The sequence below is a fragment of the Limosilactobacillus vaginalis genome (assembly GCF_025311515.1).
Classification (GTDB): domain Bacteria; phylum Bacillota; class Bacilli; order Lactobacillales; family Lactobacillaceae; genus Limosilactobacillus; species Limosilactobacillus vaginalis.
Genome location: NZ_CP104399.1, coordinates 1,598,776 through 1,613,365 on the forward strand (window position 1 = coordinate 1,598,776; position 14,590 = coordinate 1,613,365).

Below are 14,590 nucleotides of genomic sequence, written 5' to 3' on the forward strand. Positions count from 1 at the left end.
GAACTACCAACTTTTCTCGTCACTGTGGTTATTTTTATAGAATTAACAGCGATGAAAATTATCGCCTAGCATATCGTTTTTTGTACCTTTATATTACAAAAATATAGCGGGCCTTCAATGGTAGTAACTTCGGCAACTACACTTTCAATACTGTTCAAACAGAATAATTATGTTTTTTGCCAAAGATTAACGCCATTGTAACAAAAAAAGCGATGAACAACTTCGTCCACCACCTTTTTACATTTAAAAATACAACACCCCTTAATAAAGGGGTGAAGCGGCTCCCGCCATATTTTCTATATATTATTATATCTTAACATAACTAATAGTCAATGTTTTTAATTACTATATATAGTGATGCTCTTGCAAATACTCTTAAATAAGTTACTAATAGCATTGTCTTTGTATAAGTCACGATTTCTTTGCATTCTAGTACACCATTCATTCAAATCATCTATTTTATGTAAGCAGTCAATAACAATACGTCTAGGCGCGGTCGACCAATCCCCCTATACTGAAAACATAAGATTCAGTACAGGAGGATTTCTTTATGGAAGAGAAGCATGATATTGTGGCACCCGTTTTCAAAGCCAAAGGTAAGCCGGTTAGTAAGGCTAAAATTTCATCGCAGCCAGTCGTTAAAAGGAAAGCTGGAAATATCCAATTAACAATTTTCAAAGGCACCAATCCCAGCCTTGCGGCCGAGATTGTAAAGGCTGTGGTGCGTTATGCTCATTAACTGGCACGATCCAGACCATGTTTATCTAGTTTGCGGGAAAACTGATTTACGTAAAGGAATTGATGGGCTAGCGATGGTTATCGCGGAAAACTATGGACTAGAGTTATACGATAATTCTCTGTTCCTCTTTTGCGGGTCACGTAATGATCGGTTCAAAGGGTTACTTTGGGACGGTGAAGGCTTTATTTTACTCTATAAGCGTTTTGAGAATGGTCATTTGAGCTGGCCAAGACATAGTAGTGAAGCTAAAGAATTATCAGCCAGGCAATTGGATTGGTTACTGAAAGGATTAAACCCGTTGCCAGTTCGTCGGATCAAAGCTGCCCAACCAGGTACCCTTTATTGAATTACCTCTGTTTAAAACCGTTGTTCTTTGATATAATTACCGAAGAATAATTTAAAGGGAGGTGACGTACTATGAGTAAGAGCTTAGTAGAAGAGAATCGAGAGCTTAAGCAGCAGATCAAAGCCTTGAAGGATCAGGTTAATAAGTTGACAGCGATTATTAAGCTTCAACAAAACCAAATGTTTTGGGAAAAAACTGAAGTAATTGAGTCCGTAGTTGATGGTCAGCAATCATTGCTTAGTGATGATGAACTAGCTCAGCTGCAAGATTCTAATGTTTCAATCACGGAAGTGATTGAAAAGCAGACAAAACAAGTGGTGCGTCACCGGAAAGCCAAGTCTTCTGGTCAGCGGACCGCTTTTTTGGATGGTTTACCTCAAGTGGATAAGACGATTCATTTAACTAATACGGATTGTCCAAAGTGCCATGAACAGATGAAAAAGATTGGTAATCATTTGTATAGCCGTGAAGTCCGGCTAAAGCCTGCCGAGTTGTACTGTGTGAATTTATACCAAGAAAGCTATAAATGTAATGACTGTGACGAAGATGGTAAAGATATGATCATTAGTAGCCAGATGCCACAATCATTATTGCCTCACAGTTATGTTTCCAGTAGTGTTTTGGCTAAAGTAGCTGAATATAAATTTGCCTTAGCTTTACCCTTTCATCGACAAGTAAAGCTTTGGCAAGCCGTTGGCTTGCCAGTTAGCGGTCGTCAACTCGCCACTAATATCATTACAGTTAGTCAAACATACTTGAAGCCACTGTATGAACGGCTAACCCAATTAATGCAAGGTGAAAACGTAATTCAAATGGATGAAACGCCATTTAAGGTCATTGACGAAGCTAAAAATACCAGCTATTTTTGGGCAACCAAGACCACGAGCGAATTTAGTCATCATCAGATGGTGATTTTTCACTATCGTAATACACGCTCAGGAAAAGTAATTGGCGATATTATCGGACAGGGCTATCCGGGCTTTATCATGTGTGATGGCTATGGCGGTTACAGTAATCGTTTATATCCCAATGCCCGATTTGGCTCGTGCTTAGTTCATATTCGTCGGGAGTTTATTCGAATCACTAAATTACTGAGTAAGAAGCAATTAAAGTATTCGAAAGCTCTCCATGCGGTAAAACTACTCGGGGCCGTTTTCCATAAGGAAAACGAATTAGTATATCAAACTGAAAAGGAAAAGCGGCAGCAAAGAATTACTCATGTGAAGCCGTTGCTTGATAGGTTTTACCAGTACTTGGGAAGTATCACTTCACCACAGGGCCGGCTGTGTGCAGCCATCAAGAATGCCTTAAAGCTTCGGACAAGAGTCTATCGGATTTTTGAAAATGGACAAATCCCCCTAAGCAATAACTCGCTAGAAGGAGAGATCCGTTTTACAACCTTGGTTCGTAAGAACTGCTTGTTTGCGAAAAGCGTTCGTGGAGCTGAAGCCAATGCGATTTATTACACGTTAGTGGCAACAGCAAAAATTAATAAACTAAATGTATATAAGTATTTCAAATACCTGTTTGATCGACTACCCAACCAGAAAAGGAGCGACATTGAGGCTTTTTTACTGTGGGCAGAAGAAGTGCAACAAGTATGTCATAACTAGAGAAAGGGCGTGAACCGTAAAAAGCCGCGGCTCACGCCCTTTCATTTATTTTCAATACGTATCGTTATTGACTGCTTACATTGACTGCTTACTATAGACGTGCTGTTATTCGGTGCTTACGTTATTGACTGCTTACCGTGCTTACGTTTGTTGGCTACTAAAAAGGGCCCGACCCTAACCGTAATTGGTTAGGGCCGGGCCCTTTCTTATGCGTTGCGCGGTGGTAAATTAATTACCTTAGTCTTCGCGCTTCTTCTTCAGACCGAGCAAGCCGAGGAAGGCTACGCCCAGCCCACTCAACATTGCCCACGTAGCTGGTTGGTCCCCAGTCTGTGGCAAGTGTTGTTGTGCTTGTTGCTTAGTTGCGGTTTGGTTCGTTGACGTTGCGCCCTTCATTTGGTTACCATTGGTTCCAGCGCCTGGCTTCGTTGCCGAGCCAGTAGTTGCTTCAGTCACGTGCTTGTGCAGGTTTGCCTGTAACGTGGTCGTGCTACCGTCCGCAAAGGTAACTTGTACGTTCCCGGCGGCATCAACCGTGATCGTCGCAATTGGGGCCGTTGGGTTGGCCGTCCGAATTGCTTCCTTGACTTGGTCTTGTTCGGCTTGCGTCAAGTGGTTCGGATCAACCACGTCGACCGCTTGCCCAGGGTTCAGTGGGTATTTATCCGCATCCATCTTGCCCGTTACCAAGTCGTGACCTGGAATCGTATTCGTGGAGCCATCTGGGTAGGTGATGGTCGTCGTCCCATCGTCACCGACCGTGACCTTCGTCCCATCCGGCAGGTTCGGGTTCGCTTCGTCAACCTTGTTCTTAACGGCGTTCTTTTCATCGTCCGTTAACTTGGTTGGGTCATCGACTTTAACCTTGTCGCCATCTGGTACGTTTGGCGTGTTCTTATCAGCGTCGGTTTCTGGACGTACCAAATCGCTACCTGGGATTGTATCAGTTGACTTAGTCTGATCTGGGTAGGTAATCGTTGCTGTACCATCATCGCCTACTGTAACTGTAGTGCCACCTGGGAACTTATCCTTATTAGCGTCTTCCACATTCTTCTTAACTTTATCTTTTTCAGGTTGAGTTAAGTGGCTTGGATCTGCTACTGGTTCCTTGGCTGGAACGTTTGGTGTGATCTTCTCAGCGTCGGTTTCTGGACGTACCAAATCGCTACCTGGGATTGTATCAGTTGACTTAGTCTGATCTGGGTAGGTAATCGTTGCTGTACCATCATCGCCTACTGTAACTGTAGTGCCACCTGGGAACTTATCCTTATTAGCGTCTTCCACATTCTTCTTAACTTTATCTTTTTCAGGTTGAGTTAAGTGGCTTGGATCTGCTACTGGTTCCTTGGCTGGAACGTTTGGTGTGATCTTCTCAGCGTCGGTTTCTGGACGTACCAAATCGCTACCTGGGATTGTATCAGTTGACTTAGTCTGATCTGGGTAGGTAATCGTTGCTGTACCATCATCGCCTACTGTAACTGTAGTGCCACCTGGGAACTTATCCTTATTAGCGTCTTCCACATTCTTCTTAACTTTATCTTTTTCAGGTTGAGTTAAGTGGCTTGGATCTGCTACTGGTTCCTTGGCTGGAACGTTTGGTGTGATCTTCTCAGCGTCGGTTTCTGGACGTACCAAATCGCTACCTGGGATTGTATCAGTTGACTTAGTCTGATCTGGGTAGGTAATCGTTGCTGTACCATCATCGCCTACTGTAACTGTAGTGCCACCTGGGAACTTATCCTTATTAGCGTCTTCCACATTCTTCTTAACTTTATCTTTTTCAGGTTGAGTTAAGTGGCTTGGATCTGCTACTGGTTCCTTGGCTGGAACGTTTGGTGTGATCTTCTCAGCGTCGGTTTCTGGACGTACCAAATCGCTACCTGGGATTGTATCAGTTGACTTAGTCTGATCTGGGTAGGTAATCGTTGCTGTACCATCATCGCCTACTGTAACTGTAGTGCCACCTGGGAACTTATCCTTATTAGCGTCTTCCACATTCTTCTTAACTTTATCTTTTTCAGGTTGAGTTAAGTGGCTTGGATCTGCTACTGGTTCCTTGGCTGGAACGTTTGGTGTGATCTTCTCAGCGTCGGTTTCTGGACGTACCAAATCGCTACCTGGGATTGTATCAGTTGACTTAGTCTGATCTGGGTAGGTAATCGTTGCTGTACCATCATCGCCTACTGTAACTGTAGTGCCACCTGGGAACTTATCCTTATTAGCGTCTTCCACATTCTTCTTAACTTTATCTTTTTCAGGTTGAGTTAAGTGGCTTGGATCTGCTACTGGTTCCTTGGCTGGAACGTTTGGTGTGATCTTCTCAGCGTCGGTTTCTGGACGTACCAAATCGCTACCTGGGATTGTATCAGTTGACTTAGTCTGATCTGGGTAGGTAATCGTTGCTGTACCATCATCGCCTACTGTAACTGTAGTGCCACCTGGGAACTTATCCTTATTAGCGTCTTCCACATTCTTCTTAACTTTATCTTTTTCAGGTTGAGTTAAGTGGCTTGGATCTGCTACTGGTTCCTTGGCTGGAACGTTTGGTGTGATCTTCTCAGCGTCGGTTTCTGGACGTACCAAATCGCTACCTGGGATTGTATCAGTTGACTTAGTCTGATCTGGGTAGGTAATCGTTGCTGTACCATCATCGCCTACTGTAACTGTAGTGCCACCTGGGAACTTATCCTTATTAGCGTCTTCCACATTCTTCTTAACTTTATCTTTTTCAGGTTGAGTTAAGTGGCTTGGATCTGCTACTGGTTCCTTGGCTGGAACGTTTGGTGTGATCTTCTCAGCGTCGGTTTCTGGACGTACCAAATCGCTACCTGGGATTGTATCAGTTGACTTAGTCTGATCTGGGTAGGTAATCGTTGCTGTACCATCATCGCCTACTGTAACTGTAGTGCCACCTGGGAACTTATCCTTATTAGCGTCTTCCACATTCTTCTTAACTTTATCTTTTTCAGGTTGAGTTAAGTGGCTTGGATCTGCTACTGGTTCCTTGGCTGGAACGTTTGGTGTGATCTTCTCAGCGTCGGTTTCTGGACGTACCAAATCGCTACCTGGGATTGTATCAGTTGACTTAGTCTGATCTGGGTAGGTAATCGTTGCTGTACCATCATCGCCTACTGTAACTGTAGTGCCACCTGGGAACTTATCCTTATTAGCGTCTTCCACATTCTTCTTAACTTTATCTTTTTCAGGTTGAGTTAAGTGGCTTGGATCTGCTACTGGTTCCTTGGCTGGAACGTTTGGTGTGATCTTCTCAGCGTCGGTTTCTGGACGTACCAAATCGCTACCTGGGATTGTATCAGTTGACTTAGTCTGATCTGGGTAGGTAATCGTTGCTGTACCATCATCGCCTACTGTAACTGTAGTGCCACCTGGGAACTTATCCTTATTAGCGTCTTCCACATTCTTCTTAACTTTATCTTTTTCAGGTTGAGTTAAGTGGCTTGGATCTGCTACTGGTTCCTTGGCTGGAACGTTTGGTGTGATCTTCTCAGCGTCGGTTTCTGGACGTACCAAATCGCTACCTGGGATTGTATCAGTTGACTTAGTCTGATCTGGGTAGGTAATCGTTGCTGTACCATCATCGCCTACTGTAACTGTAGTGCCACCTGGGAACTTATCCTTATTAGCGTCTTCCACATTCTTCTTAACTTTATCTTTTTCAGGTTGAGTTAAGTGGCTTGGATCTGCTACTGGTTCCTTGGCTGGAACGTTTGGTGTGATCTTCTCAGCGTCGGTTTCTGGACGTACCAAATCGCTACCTGGGATTGTATCAGTTGACTTAGTCTGATCTGGGTAGGTAATCGTTGCTGTACCATCATCGCCTACTGTAACTGTAGTGCCACCTGGGAACTTATCCTTATTAGCGTCTTCCACATTCTTCTTAACTTTATCTTTTTCAGGTTGAGTTAAGTGGCTTGGATCTGCTACTGGTTCCTTGGCTGGAACGTTTGGTGTGATCTTCTCAGCGTCGGTTTCTGGACGTACCAAATCGCTACCTGGGATTGTATCAGTTGACTTAGTCTGATCTGGGTAGGTAATCGTTGCTGTACCATCATCGCCTACTGTAACTGTAGTGCCACCTGGGAACTTATCCTTATTAGCGTCTTCCACATTCTTCTTAACTTTATCTTTTTCAGGTTGAGTTAAGTGGCTTGGATCTGCTACTGGTTCCTTGGCTGGAACGTTTGGTGTGATCTTCTCAGCGTCGGTTTCTGGACGTACCAAATCGCTACCTGGGATTGTATCAGTTGACTTAGTCTGATCTGGGTAGGTAATCGTTGCTGTACCATCATCGCCTACTGTAACTGTAGTGCCACCTGGGAACTTATCCTTATTAGCGTCTTCCACATTCTTCTTAACTTTATCTTTTTCAGGTTGAGTTAAGTGGCTTGGATCTGCTACTGGTTCCTTGGCTGGAACGTTTGGTGTGATCTTCTCAGCGTCGGTTTCTGGACGTACCAAATCGCTACCTGGGATTGTATCAGTTGACTTAGTCTGATCTGGGTAGGTAATCGTTGCTGTACCATCATCGCCTACTGTAACTGTAGTGCCACCTGGGAACTTATCCTTATTAGCGTCTTCCACATTCTTCTTAACTTTATCTTTTTCAGGTTGAGTTAAGTGGCTTGGATCTGCTACTGGTTCCTTGGCTGGAACGTTTGGTGTGATCTTCTCAGCGTCGGTTTCTGGACGTACCAAATCGCTACCTGGGATTGTATCAGTTGACTTAGTCTGATCTGGGTAGGTAATCGTTGCTGTACCATCATCGCCTACTGTAACTGTAGTGCCACCTGGGAACTTATCCTTATTAGCGTCTTCCACATTCTTCTTAACTTTATCTTTTTCAGGTTGAGTTAAGTGGCTTGGATCTGCTACTGGTTCCTTGGCTGGAACGTTTGGTGTGATCTTCTCAGCGTCGGTTTCTGGACGTACCAAATCGCTACCTGGGATTGTATCAGTTGACTTAGTCTGATCTGGGTAGGTAATCGTTGCTGTACCATCATCGCCTACTGTAACTGTAGTGCCACCTGGGAACTTATCCTTATTAGCGTCTTCCACATTCTTCTTAACTTTATCTTTTTCAGGTTGAGTTAAGTGGCTTGGATCTGCTACTGGTTCCTTGGCTGGAACGTTTGGTGTGATCTTCTCAGCGTCGGTTTCTGGACGTACCAAATCGCTACCTGGGATTGTATCAGTTGACTTAGTCTGATCTGGGTAGGTAATCGTTGCTGTACCATCATCGCCTACTGTAACTGTAGTGCCACCTGGGAACTTATCCTTATTAGCGTCTTCCACATTCTTCTTAACTTTATCTTTTTCAGGTTGAGTTAAGTGGCTTGGATCTGCTACTGGTTCCTTGGCTGGAACGTTTGGTGTGATCTTCTCAGCGTCGGTTTCTGGACGTACCAAATCGCTACCTGGGATTGTATCAGTTGACTTAGTCTGATCTGGGTAGGTAATCGTTGCTGTACCATCATCGCCTACTGTAACTGTAGTGCCACCTGGGAACTTATCCTTATTAGCGTCTTCCACATTCTTCTTAACTTTATCTTTTTCAGGTTGAGTTAAGTGGCTTGGATCTGCTACTGGTTCCTTGGCTGGAACGTTTGGTGTGATCTTCTCAGCGTCGGTTTCTGGACGTACCAAATCGCTACCTGGGATTGTATCAGTTGACTTAGTCTGATCTGGGTAGGTAATCGTTGCTGTACCATCATCGCCTACTGTAACTGTAGTGCCACCTGGGAACTTATCCTTATTAGCGTCTTCCACATTCTTCTTAACTTTATCTTTTTCAGGTTGAGTTAAGTGGCTTGGATCTGCTACTGGTTCCTTGGCTGGAACGTTTGGTGTGATCTTCTCAGCGTCGGTTTCTGGACGTACCAAATCGCTACCTGGGATTGTATCAGTTGACTTAGTCTGATCTGGGTAGGTAATCGTTGCTGTACCATCATCGCCTACTGTAACTGTAGTGCCACCTGGGAACTTATCCTTATTAGCGTCTTCCACATTCTTCTTAACTTTATCTTTTTCAGGTTGAGTTAAGTGGCTTGGATCTGCTACTGGTTCCTTGGCTGGAACGTTTGGTGTGATCTTCTCAGCGTCGGTTTCTGGACGTACCAAATCGCTACCTGGGATTGTATCAGTTGACTTAGTCTGATCTGGGTAGGTAATCGTTGCTGTACCATCATCGCCTACTGTAACTGTAGTGCCACCTGGGAACTTATCCTTATTAGCGTCTTCCACATTCTTCTTAACTTTATCTTTTTCAGGTTGAGTTAAGTGGCTTGGATCTGCTACTGGTTCCTTGGCTGGAACGTTTGGTGTGATCTTCTCAGCGTCGGTTTCTGGACGTACCAAATCGCTACCTGGGATTGTATCAGTTGACTTAGTCTGATCTGGGTAGGTAATCGTTGCTGTACCATCATCGCCTACTGTAACTGTAGTGCCACCTGGGAACTTATCCTTATTAGCGTCTTCCACATTCTTCTTAACTTTATCTTTTTCAGGTTGAGTTAAGTGGCTTGGATCTGCTACTGGTTCCTTGGCTGGAACGTTTGGTGTGATCTTCTCAGCGTCGGTTTCTGGACGTACCAAATCGCTACCTGGGATTGTATCAGTTGACTTAGTCTGATCTGGGTAGGTAATCGTTGCTGTACCATCATCGCCTACTGTAACTGTAGTGCCACCTGGGAACTTATCCTTATTAGCGTCTTCCACATTCTTCTTAACTTTATCTTTTTCAGGTTGAGTTAAGTGGCTTGGATCTGCTACTGGTTCCTTGGCTGGAACGTTTGGTGTGATCTTCTCAGCGTCGGGCTTCACACCATCAAGAGCAGACCATGCATCATTTTCAGCTTCAGTAAGCTTTTCTACCGTCGCTTGATCTGCATAGGCACCTGTATCTTTGTTAATCAAAGCTTTAGTTGCTTCAGTTGCATTGTCATAAGCTGCCTTTTTATCTGGATTTGCGTATTTATAGCGATCAGATGCCTTTGTTGTATCTTCCTTATGATCAGCAAAACTGCCATCAGAATCATACTGTCCGATACTATTACCCAGTTTCTTCATTGCATCATTTAGGGCATTGCCTTGATCTACAATCTTAGCTAAAGCATCTGGATCTGCAGCATTATTATGAATCTCACTACTTAAAGCATTAATTTGTGCATTATTAAGATAATCTTTATTAATCTTAGCTAAAGCATCCTCACCGATTTGCCAATTAGGAATAATATCTTTAGGGTTTAATGGTGTTAATGGTGCATCTGGATGAGCTGGATCAGCTGGATTCAGTGCTCTCTGCTCACCATATAAGCTAGAAAACATGTTATAGTATTTATTCTGAAAAGAATAAATATTAGCTGCGATTCCTGAGAATTGTTGATTTTTCGGACCTGTAGTTAATTCTACTTCATGAGAGTCTGTGTGTTGCGTAGTAAAGGAAATTTTATAAGAAGAAAATTGTGATTGATCATTGACACCTTGTGACTTAAATTCCATTGCTTGGTTAAAGTTATCACTGCTAAATACGCCATTAGGATTAGCGTTTTTAGAATTTAACCTATACCCCAGTGTGTCATAAATGATTTTGTTCCCCTGTTTTGCACCGTCAACTCCAGTCTTATTTTTAATTTCAAAATTATTAAGATGAAAGTCATGATTGCCACCTAGATAAGGGATCCTCTCATCATATGCATTATTATATTCAACCCCATCTTCAAAGTAAGTCTGCCATAAGTTCCTACGACCAGCATAAGCATCAGTATTGAAATAGTATGGGCCTTGCAAATATTGATTGTTATAAGCTGGCATGGTTTTACTATTAATTAAACCAGTATTTGGATCAACATCTGTGTTAGGATTAAATGAAAACTTCACTTCAGGTGATGGATTTGATACTGTAATGTCAGTAGATCTATTACTATTGTCCTTAAATGTATGAGCTACAAATGTTTGATTAGGATCAGTAGTTATGTCCATGTCAACATCACCAACGATTTGGTAGTCATTAGTGAGAGCAATACCAAATTTTGCAGATTGTAACCCACTTAAGTTACTGCCAACATTTTGTAATCCCTTATGAGGAAAGAAAACAACAGTCCAACGGGTCTTACCATTTCCTAAATCTTCTTTAGAAATATTGATATTATTTTTAGTATCTTCAGCTGACGTTGCATATTGCCCAAAAGCAGTACCATTAGCTTGAATATCAGCAGCATGGTAAACGTAGTCATTACCATAAATAGTTACAATCTTGTAATACTTTCCATCTTTACCTTTATAGATATTAGAACTGTGGTTATCTGAAGAAGTTAGATTATTCTCATTGGCCAATTTTTGATTTTCTTTATCTGGCTGAGTATTAATGTTATCTGGATTTACTGTAACTGCTGCACTTCTGTCACGACCAGTATTAGTACCTGTACCAGTACCAGCACCAGTATCAGTACCAGTATCAGAAGCTGCCATTAAGTTCATAAATGCTAATTTTGCTGCTGATTTAGCTGCTAATGATTTAATATCAGTGTGAGCGCTACCTTGCGTCTCTGGTGAAGATTGTGAGGTTGGCGCAGCTTCTGTAGAATTATTAGCTGTTGCATTGTTACTTGCACTACCTTGTCGAACTTTTTCTGTTGCACTAGTTTCTTTCTGAGTATTAGTTTGTCCAGTAGTTCCCAATACAGTTTGTTGCAAATCAATGGTTGGTAAACCATTAGATTTTTCAACGCTTTCTGTGGTTGCTGCCTTTACAGAATGATCTGTAAAGTTAATTCCAAAAATGGTTACTCCTAATAATACCGAAGCCACACCAACGTTAAGCTTACGTAAACTATAACGCGGTGTCCGCTTAGTTTCTAAAAATTCAGGTCGCTTCATCATTATTTTTACCTCCTAAATTTAATACTAGTGGTGTATTGCAGTACACCAGAACAATAGCGCTACCGTTAAGCTATCAGCCTAATTGTTGAATATAATATTTCTTCAAAATTCCGCTACTTACTCACTACCCTCATTCCCCTTTCATATAATCAACCGAAAAATTTAAAATCCAACCGTTGATTTATCACTTTTAGCAGCGCTTCCTAAATCAAAAACATTATCGTTGTAATAATCCATTTTGGCTACTAATTCACTATCATTATAACATAACAGTTTATTTATGATAAATGAAATGCATATGATTAGTGAATTCTTTGCGAATAAAATGTTGCGGCCAACGCCGTCGGGCTACTCCCCTATAAACTAAATTTTATTAAGCTCGTGTCCAGGCACCGCCACGCATAAAAAACTGATGCGGTCGGCGCTGATTACACCAATCGCATCAGTTTATTTTTGTCAATTTTAAAATTAGTTTATAATTTCGGCAGATTGCAAGAAATAACTTGAACGAATTTAGTAACGTAGATTAAGCAAGAAGATCTCGATTGGTGTATGCCAGTTAAGACATTTAAGTGGCCGGAAATTCAAATACCAATTAATTTGAATCAGCTTGTGATCGCTTAGTTCTTCAATGGCTTGTCCCTTGGGAATAAACCGTCGCAAAACTCGGTTACGGTTCTCATTACTACCGCGTTCGTGCGGTGAATAGGCATGGGCAAAGTAAACCTGAGTACCCGTTAGCTGTTCAATCGCCTGATAATTAGCGAACTCTTTCCCATGATCTACGGTCAGCGTCTTGAGCTTGTCTTGAAGTTGACTAGCTAGTTCAAGCACGGCTTGAGTCATGGATTGACTGTCGCGACCATGGAGCCGTTTAATAATTGTCAGGCGACTCTTACGCTCCACAAAAGTGGCTACAGCTTGACCTTTACGTTTGCCAGAAAGTACGGTATCAGCTTCAAAGTGGCCGAATTCCTGGCGAGTTTCGACTTTATGAGAACGCTCCTCAATGGAGCGGCCGTGACTGAACGTACCACGCTTTTCTTTAGCACGATGACGACGAATTCCATGATCAGGCAAATCGGGTAGCTGTACATCAAGCCAGCCTTGATCAATCCAGTTATAGACCGTCTTGTAGGCAATTCCAACTACATGGGCAACTTGTTCAGGGGACCACTTCTGGACTTGAATCTTTTCCTCGATCAAGTGTTTAAGGTTTTTAGTGAGCGAAGACTTCCGCCCCCGTTGACTAACCTTGCGTTCAAAGTCAGTTTGCGCTAGCTTAGCCCGGTACTCACTATTTAGCCGGTGAAGTTCGTTAAAGACTGTGGTCTTACTAAAGCCTAAGTAGTTAGCGATGTATCGCAAGGAACGTCCTTCATTATGAAGTGTTTCAATGACAACACGGTTCTGGAATGATAAAATAGTGGTGCCCATTAAGGTCCTTCTTTCTAATGGAATGTTGAGGTAACACCATTAAAGACCTTGATGGGTTTTTCTGTCCACTTAAATGTTCAACTTAAATTTTACAATCTGCCATAACTAAAAAGAGGCCGGGAAATAACCCGACCTCTTTGCTATTTTAATGATAAAAATGCAGCGGCTGGCTGTCCAGTCATCCCGCTACTCGTTATTCAATTGTTATCGCAAAACCGTCTGGAGCCAGCTGGTGCCCCTGCATTCCCTGACTAAGAAGCAGTTGGCCCCTGGTTGCTAACTCCGCTGGTGCGCCCGTAGTGTTAAAGAGCCCTTTAAGCACTTTCCCAGCACCTGTACGGGAAACTTCCACCACCCCGATTGGCAGGACATTAAATGCAATTGTCCCGCCTGCAATTAGGTCGGCATAGTCACGACGCAATGCGACTAGCTTCTTAAAATATGCAAGCATTTCTTGAGCATCATCGTCAGGCGCCCAGTTCATTGGCTTCCGACAGTCCGGATCATTGTCTCCATCCATGCCGTACTCGGTGCCATAGTAAATTGACGGTGTTCCAGGCTGCAAGAATGTAAAGGCAAAAGTTTGCTTGACTAGGTCCCGGTTATCGTGGGCCTGAGTCATAATTCGCGCTGTATCATGAGAATCCAAGACATTAAACATCATCTGATTAGTCTGGTCACGGTACTTCATCAGCTGGTTGCTAAGCTGATCACTCATTCGTTCCGCACTAAGCCGGTGGTTGATGAAGTGGTCCAAAATAGCACCGGTGTAGCTGTAGTTCATTACCCCGCTAAATTCGTCCCCGTTCAGCCACGCCTGCGAGGTATGCCAAATCTCACCTAGGATATAAAAATCTGGTTTGAGGGCCGTTGTCTCCTGATGGAACCTCTTCCAGAAGTGGTGGTCAATTTCATTGGCCACATCCAGCCGCCAAGCATCAATATCAAATTCTTCAATCCAATATTTGGCAATTCCCAACAAGTAATCCTGCACTGCTGGGTTAGCTGTGTTGAGTTTCGGCATATGCGGTGTGTAATCAAAGGTATCGTAAGTTGCATCCGGGGTAAATTCAAAGTTCTTGGTCGGCGTGTAAGTTGCTGGGAACTTATTAACATGGAACCAATCAGCATATTTCGAGTTTTGGCCGTTTTTAAGGACGTCCTGCCACTGCGGCGACTTATCACCAATATGGTTAAAGACGGCATCTAGCATTACCTTAATCCCCCGCTTGTGAGCCTGGGCAACCACTTCCTTAAATAAGGCGGCGTCACCAAAGTGAGGGTCAATCTGGTAATAGTCTTCTGTATCATACTTATGGTTAGAAGGGGCTTTAAAAAGCGGGTTAAAGTAGATCCCATTGACACCCAATGCTTGAGTGGTCCAGTACACCCTGCAAGTCACCACCATAGAAATCCTGACGACCAGGATGGTCATTGGCATTCCACTTTTTAGTACCAGCAGGGTCGTTGGACTGATCACCATTGGCAAAGCGATCGGGGAAAATCTGGTACCAAACCGTGCGGAGGTTCGAAGACAAACGCCCCAAACCAGCTTGC

General features: G+C 43.1%; 5 protein-coding genes and 1 pseudogene. 3 read left to right on the forward strand and 3 right to left on the reverse strand.

Features of this window, described 5'->3' with window-relative positions; all coding sequences use genetic code 11:
• The first annotated feature begins 550 nt into the window (after window positions 1–550).
• The 3 genes from N4627_RS07990 to tnpC all read left to right on the forward strand — a co-directional run bounded on the left by N4627_RS07990 (window position 551) and on the right by tnpC (window position 2,698).
• Window positions 551–739, forward strand: a complete 189-nt coding sequence (locus N4627_RS07990; protein ID WP_260964601.1) for a hypothetical protein — start codon at window positions 551–553, stop codon at window positions 737–739.
• Window positions 729–1,085 (forward strand): IS66 family insertion sequence element accessory protein TnpB, encoded by a 357-nt coding sequence (gene tnpB, locus N4627_RS07995; protein WP_098045482.1) that lies wholly within the window; start codon window positions 729–731, stop codon window positions 1,083–1,085. Before N4627_RS07990 ends, tnpB begins: the two co-directional genes overlap by 11 nt.
• 71 nt (window positions 1,086–1,156) lie before the next feature.
• On the forward strand, window positions 1,157–2,698 hold the full coding sequence (gene tnpC, locus N4627_RS08000) for an IS66 family transposase (RefSeq protein ID WP_260964604.1): 1,542 nt from the start codon (window positions 1,157–1,159) through the stop codon (window positions 2,696–2,698).
• Between the two features lie 237 nt (window positions 2,699–2,935).
• Here tnpC and N4627_RS08005 read toward each other — a convergent pair whose 3' ends face one another.
• From N4627_RS08005 to N4627_RS08015, 3 genes and pseudogenes are all read right to left on the reverse strand, one after another.
• A complete protein-coding gene (locus N4627_RS08005) occupies window positions 2,936–11,596 on the reverse strand; it encodes an LEA family epithelial adhesin (RefSeq protein ID WP_260964605.1) in 8,661 nt (2,886 codons plus the stop codon).
• Between the two features lie 513 nt (window positions 11,597–12,109).
• A complete protein-coding gene (locus N4627_RS08010; protein WP_260964607.1) occupies window positions 12,110–13,033 on the reverse strand; it encodes an IS30 family transposase in 924 nt (307 codons plus the stop codon).
• A 193-nt stretch (window positions 13,034–13,226) separates the two neighbouring features.
• Window positions 13,227–14,556 (reverse strand): annotated as a pseudogene (locus N4627_RS08015) (glycoside hydrolase family 13 protein); the annotation flags it as partial.
• Between the last annotated feature and the right edge of the window lie 34 nt (window positions 14,557–14,590).

Coding starts and splice junctions, on each gene's coding strand:
- N4627_RS08010 (WP_260964607.1), bottom strand. CDS start 13,033: ATGGGCACCACTATTTTATCATTCCAGAACCGTGTTGTCATTGAAACA.
- N4627_RS07990 (WP_260964601.1), top strand. CDS start 551: ATGGAAGAGAAGCATGATATTGTGGCACCCGTTTTCAAAGCCAAAGGT.
- tnpB (WP_098045482.1), top strand. CDS start 729: ATGCTCATTAACTGGCACGATCCAGACCATGTTTATCTAGTTTGCGGG.
- tnpC (WP_260964604.1), top strand. CDS start 1,157: ATGAGTAAGAGCTTAGTAGAAGAGAATCGAGAGCTTAAGCAGCAGATC.
- N4627_RS08005 (WP_260964605.1), bottom strand. CDS start 11,596: ATGATGAAGCGACCTGAATTTTTAGAAACTAAGCGGACACCGCGTTAT.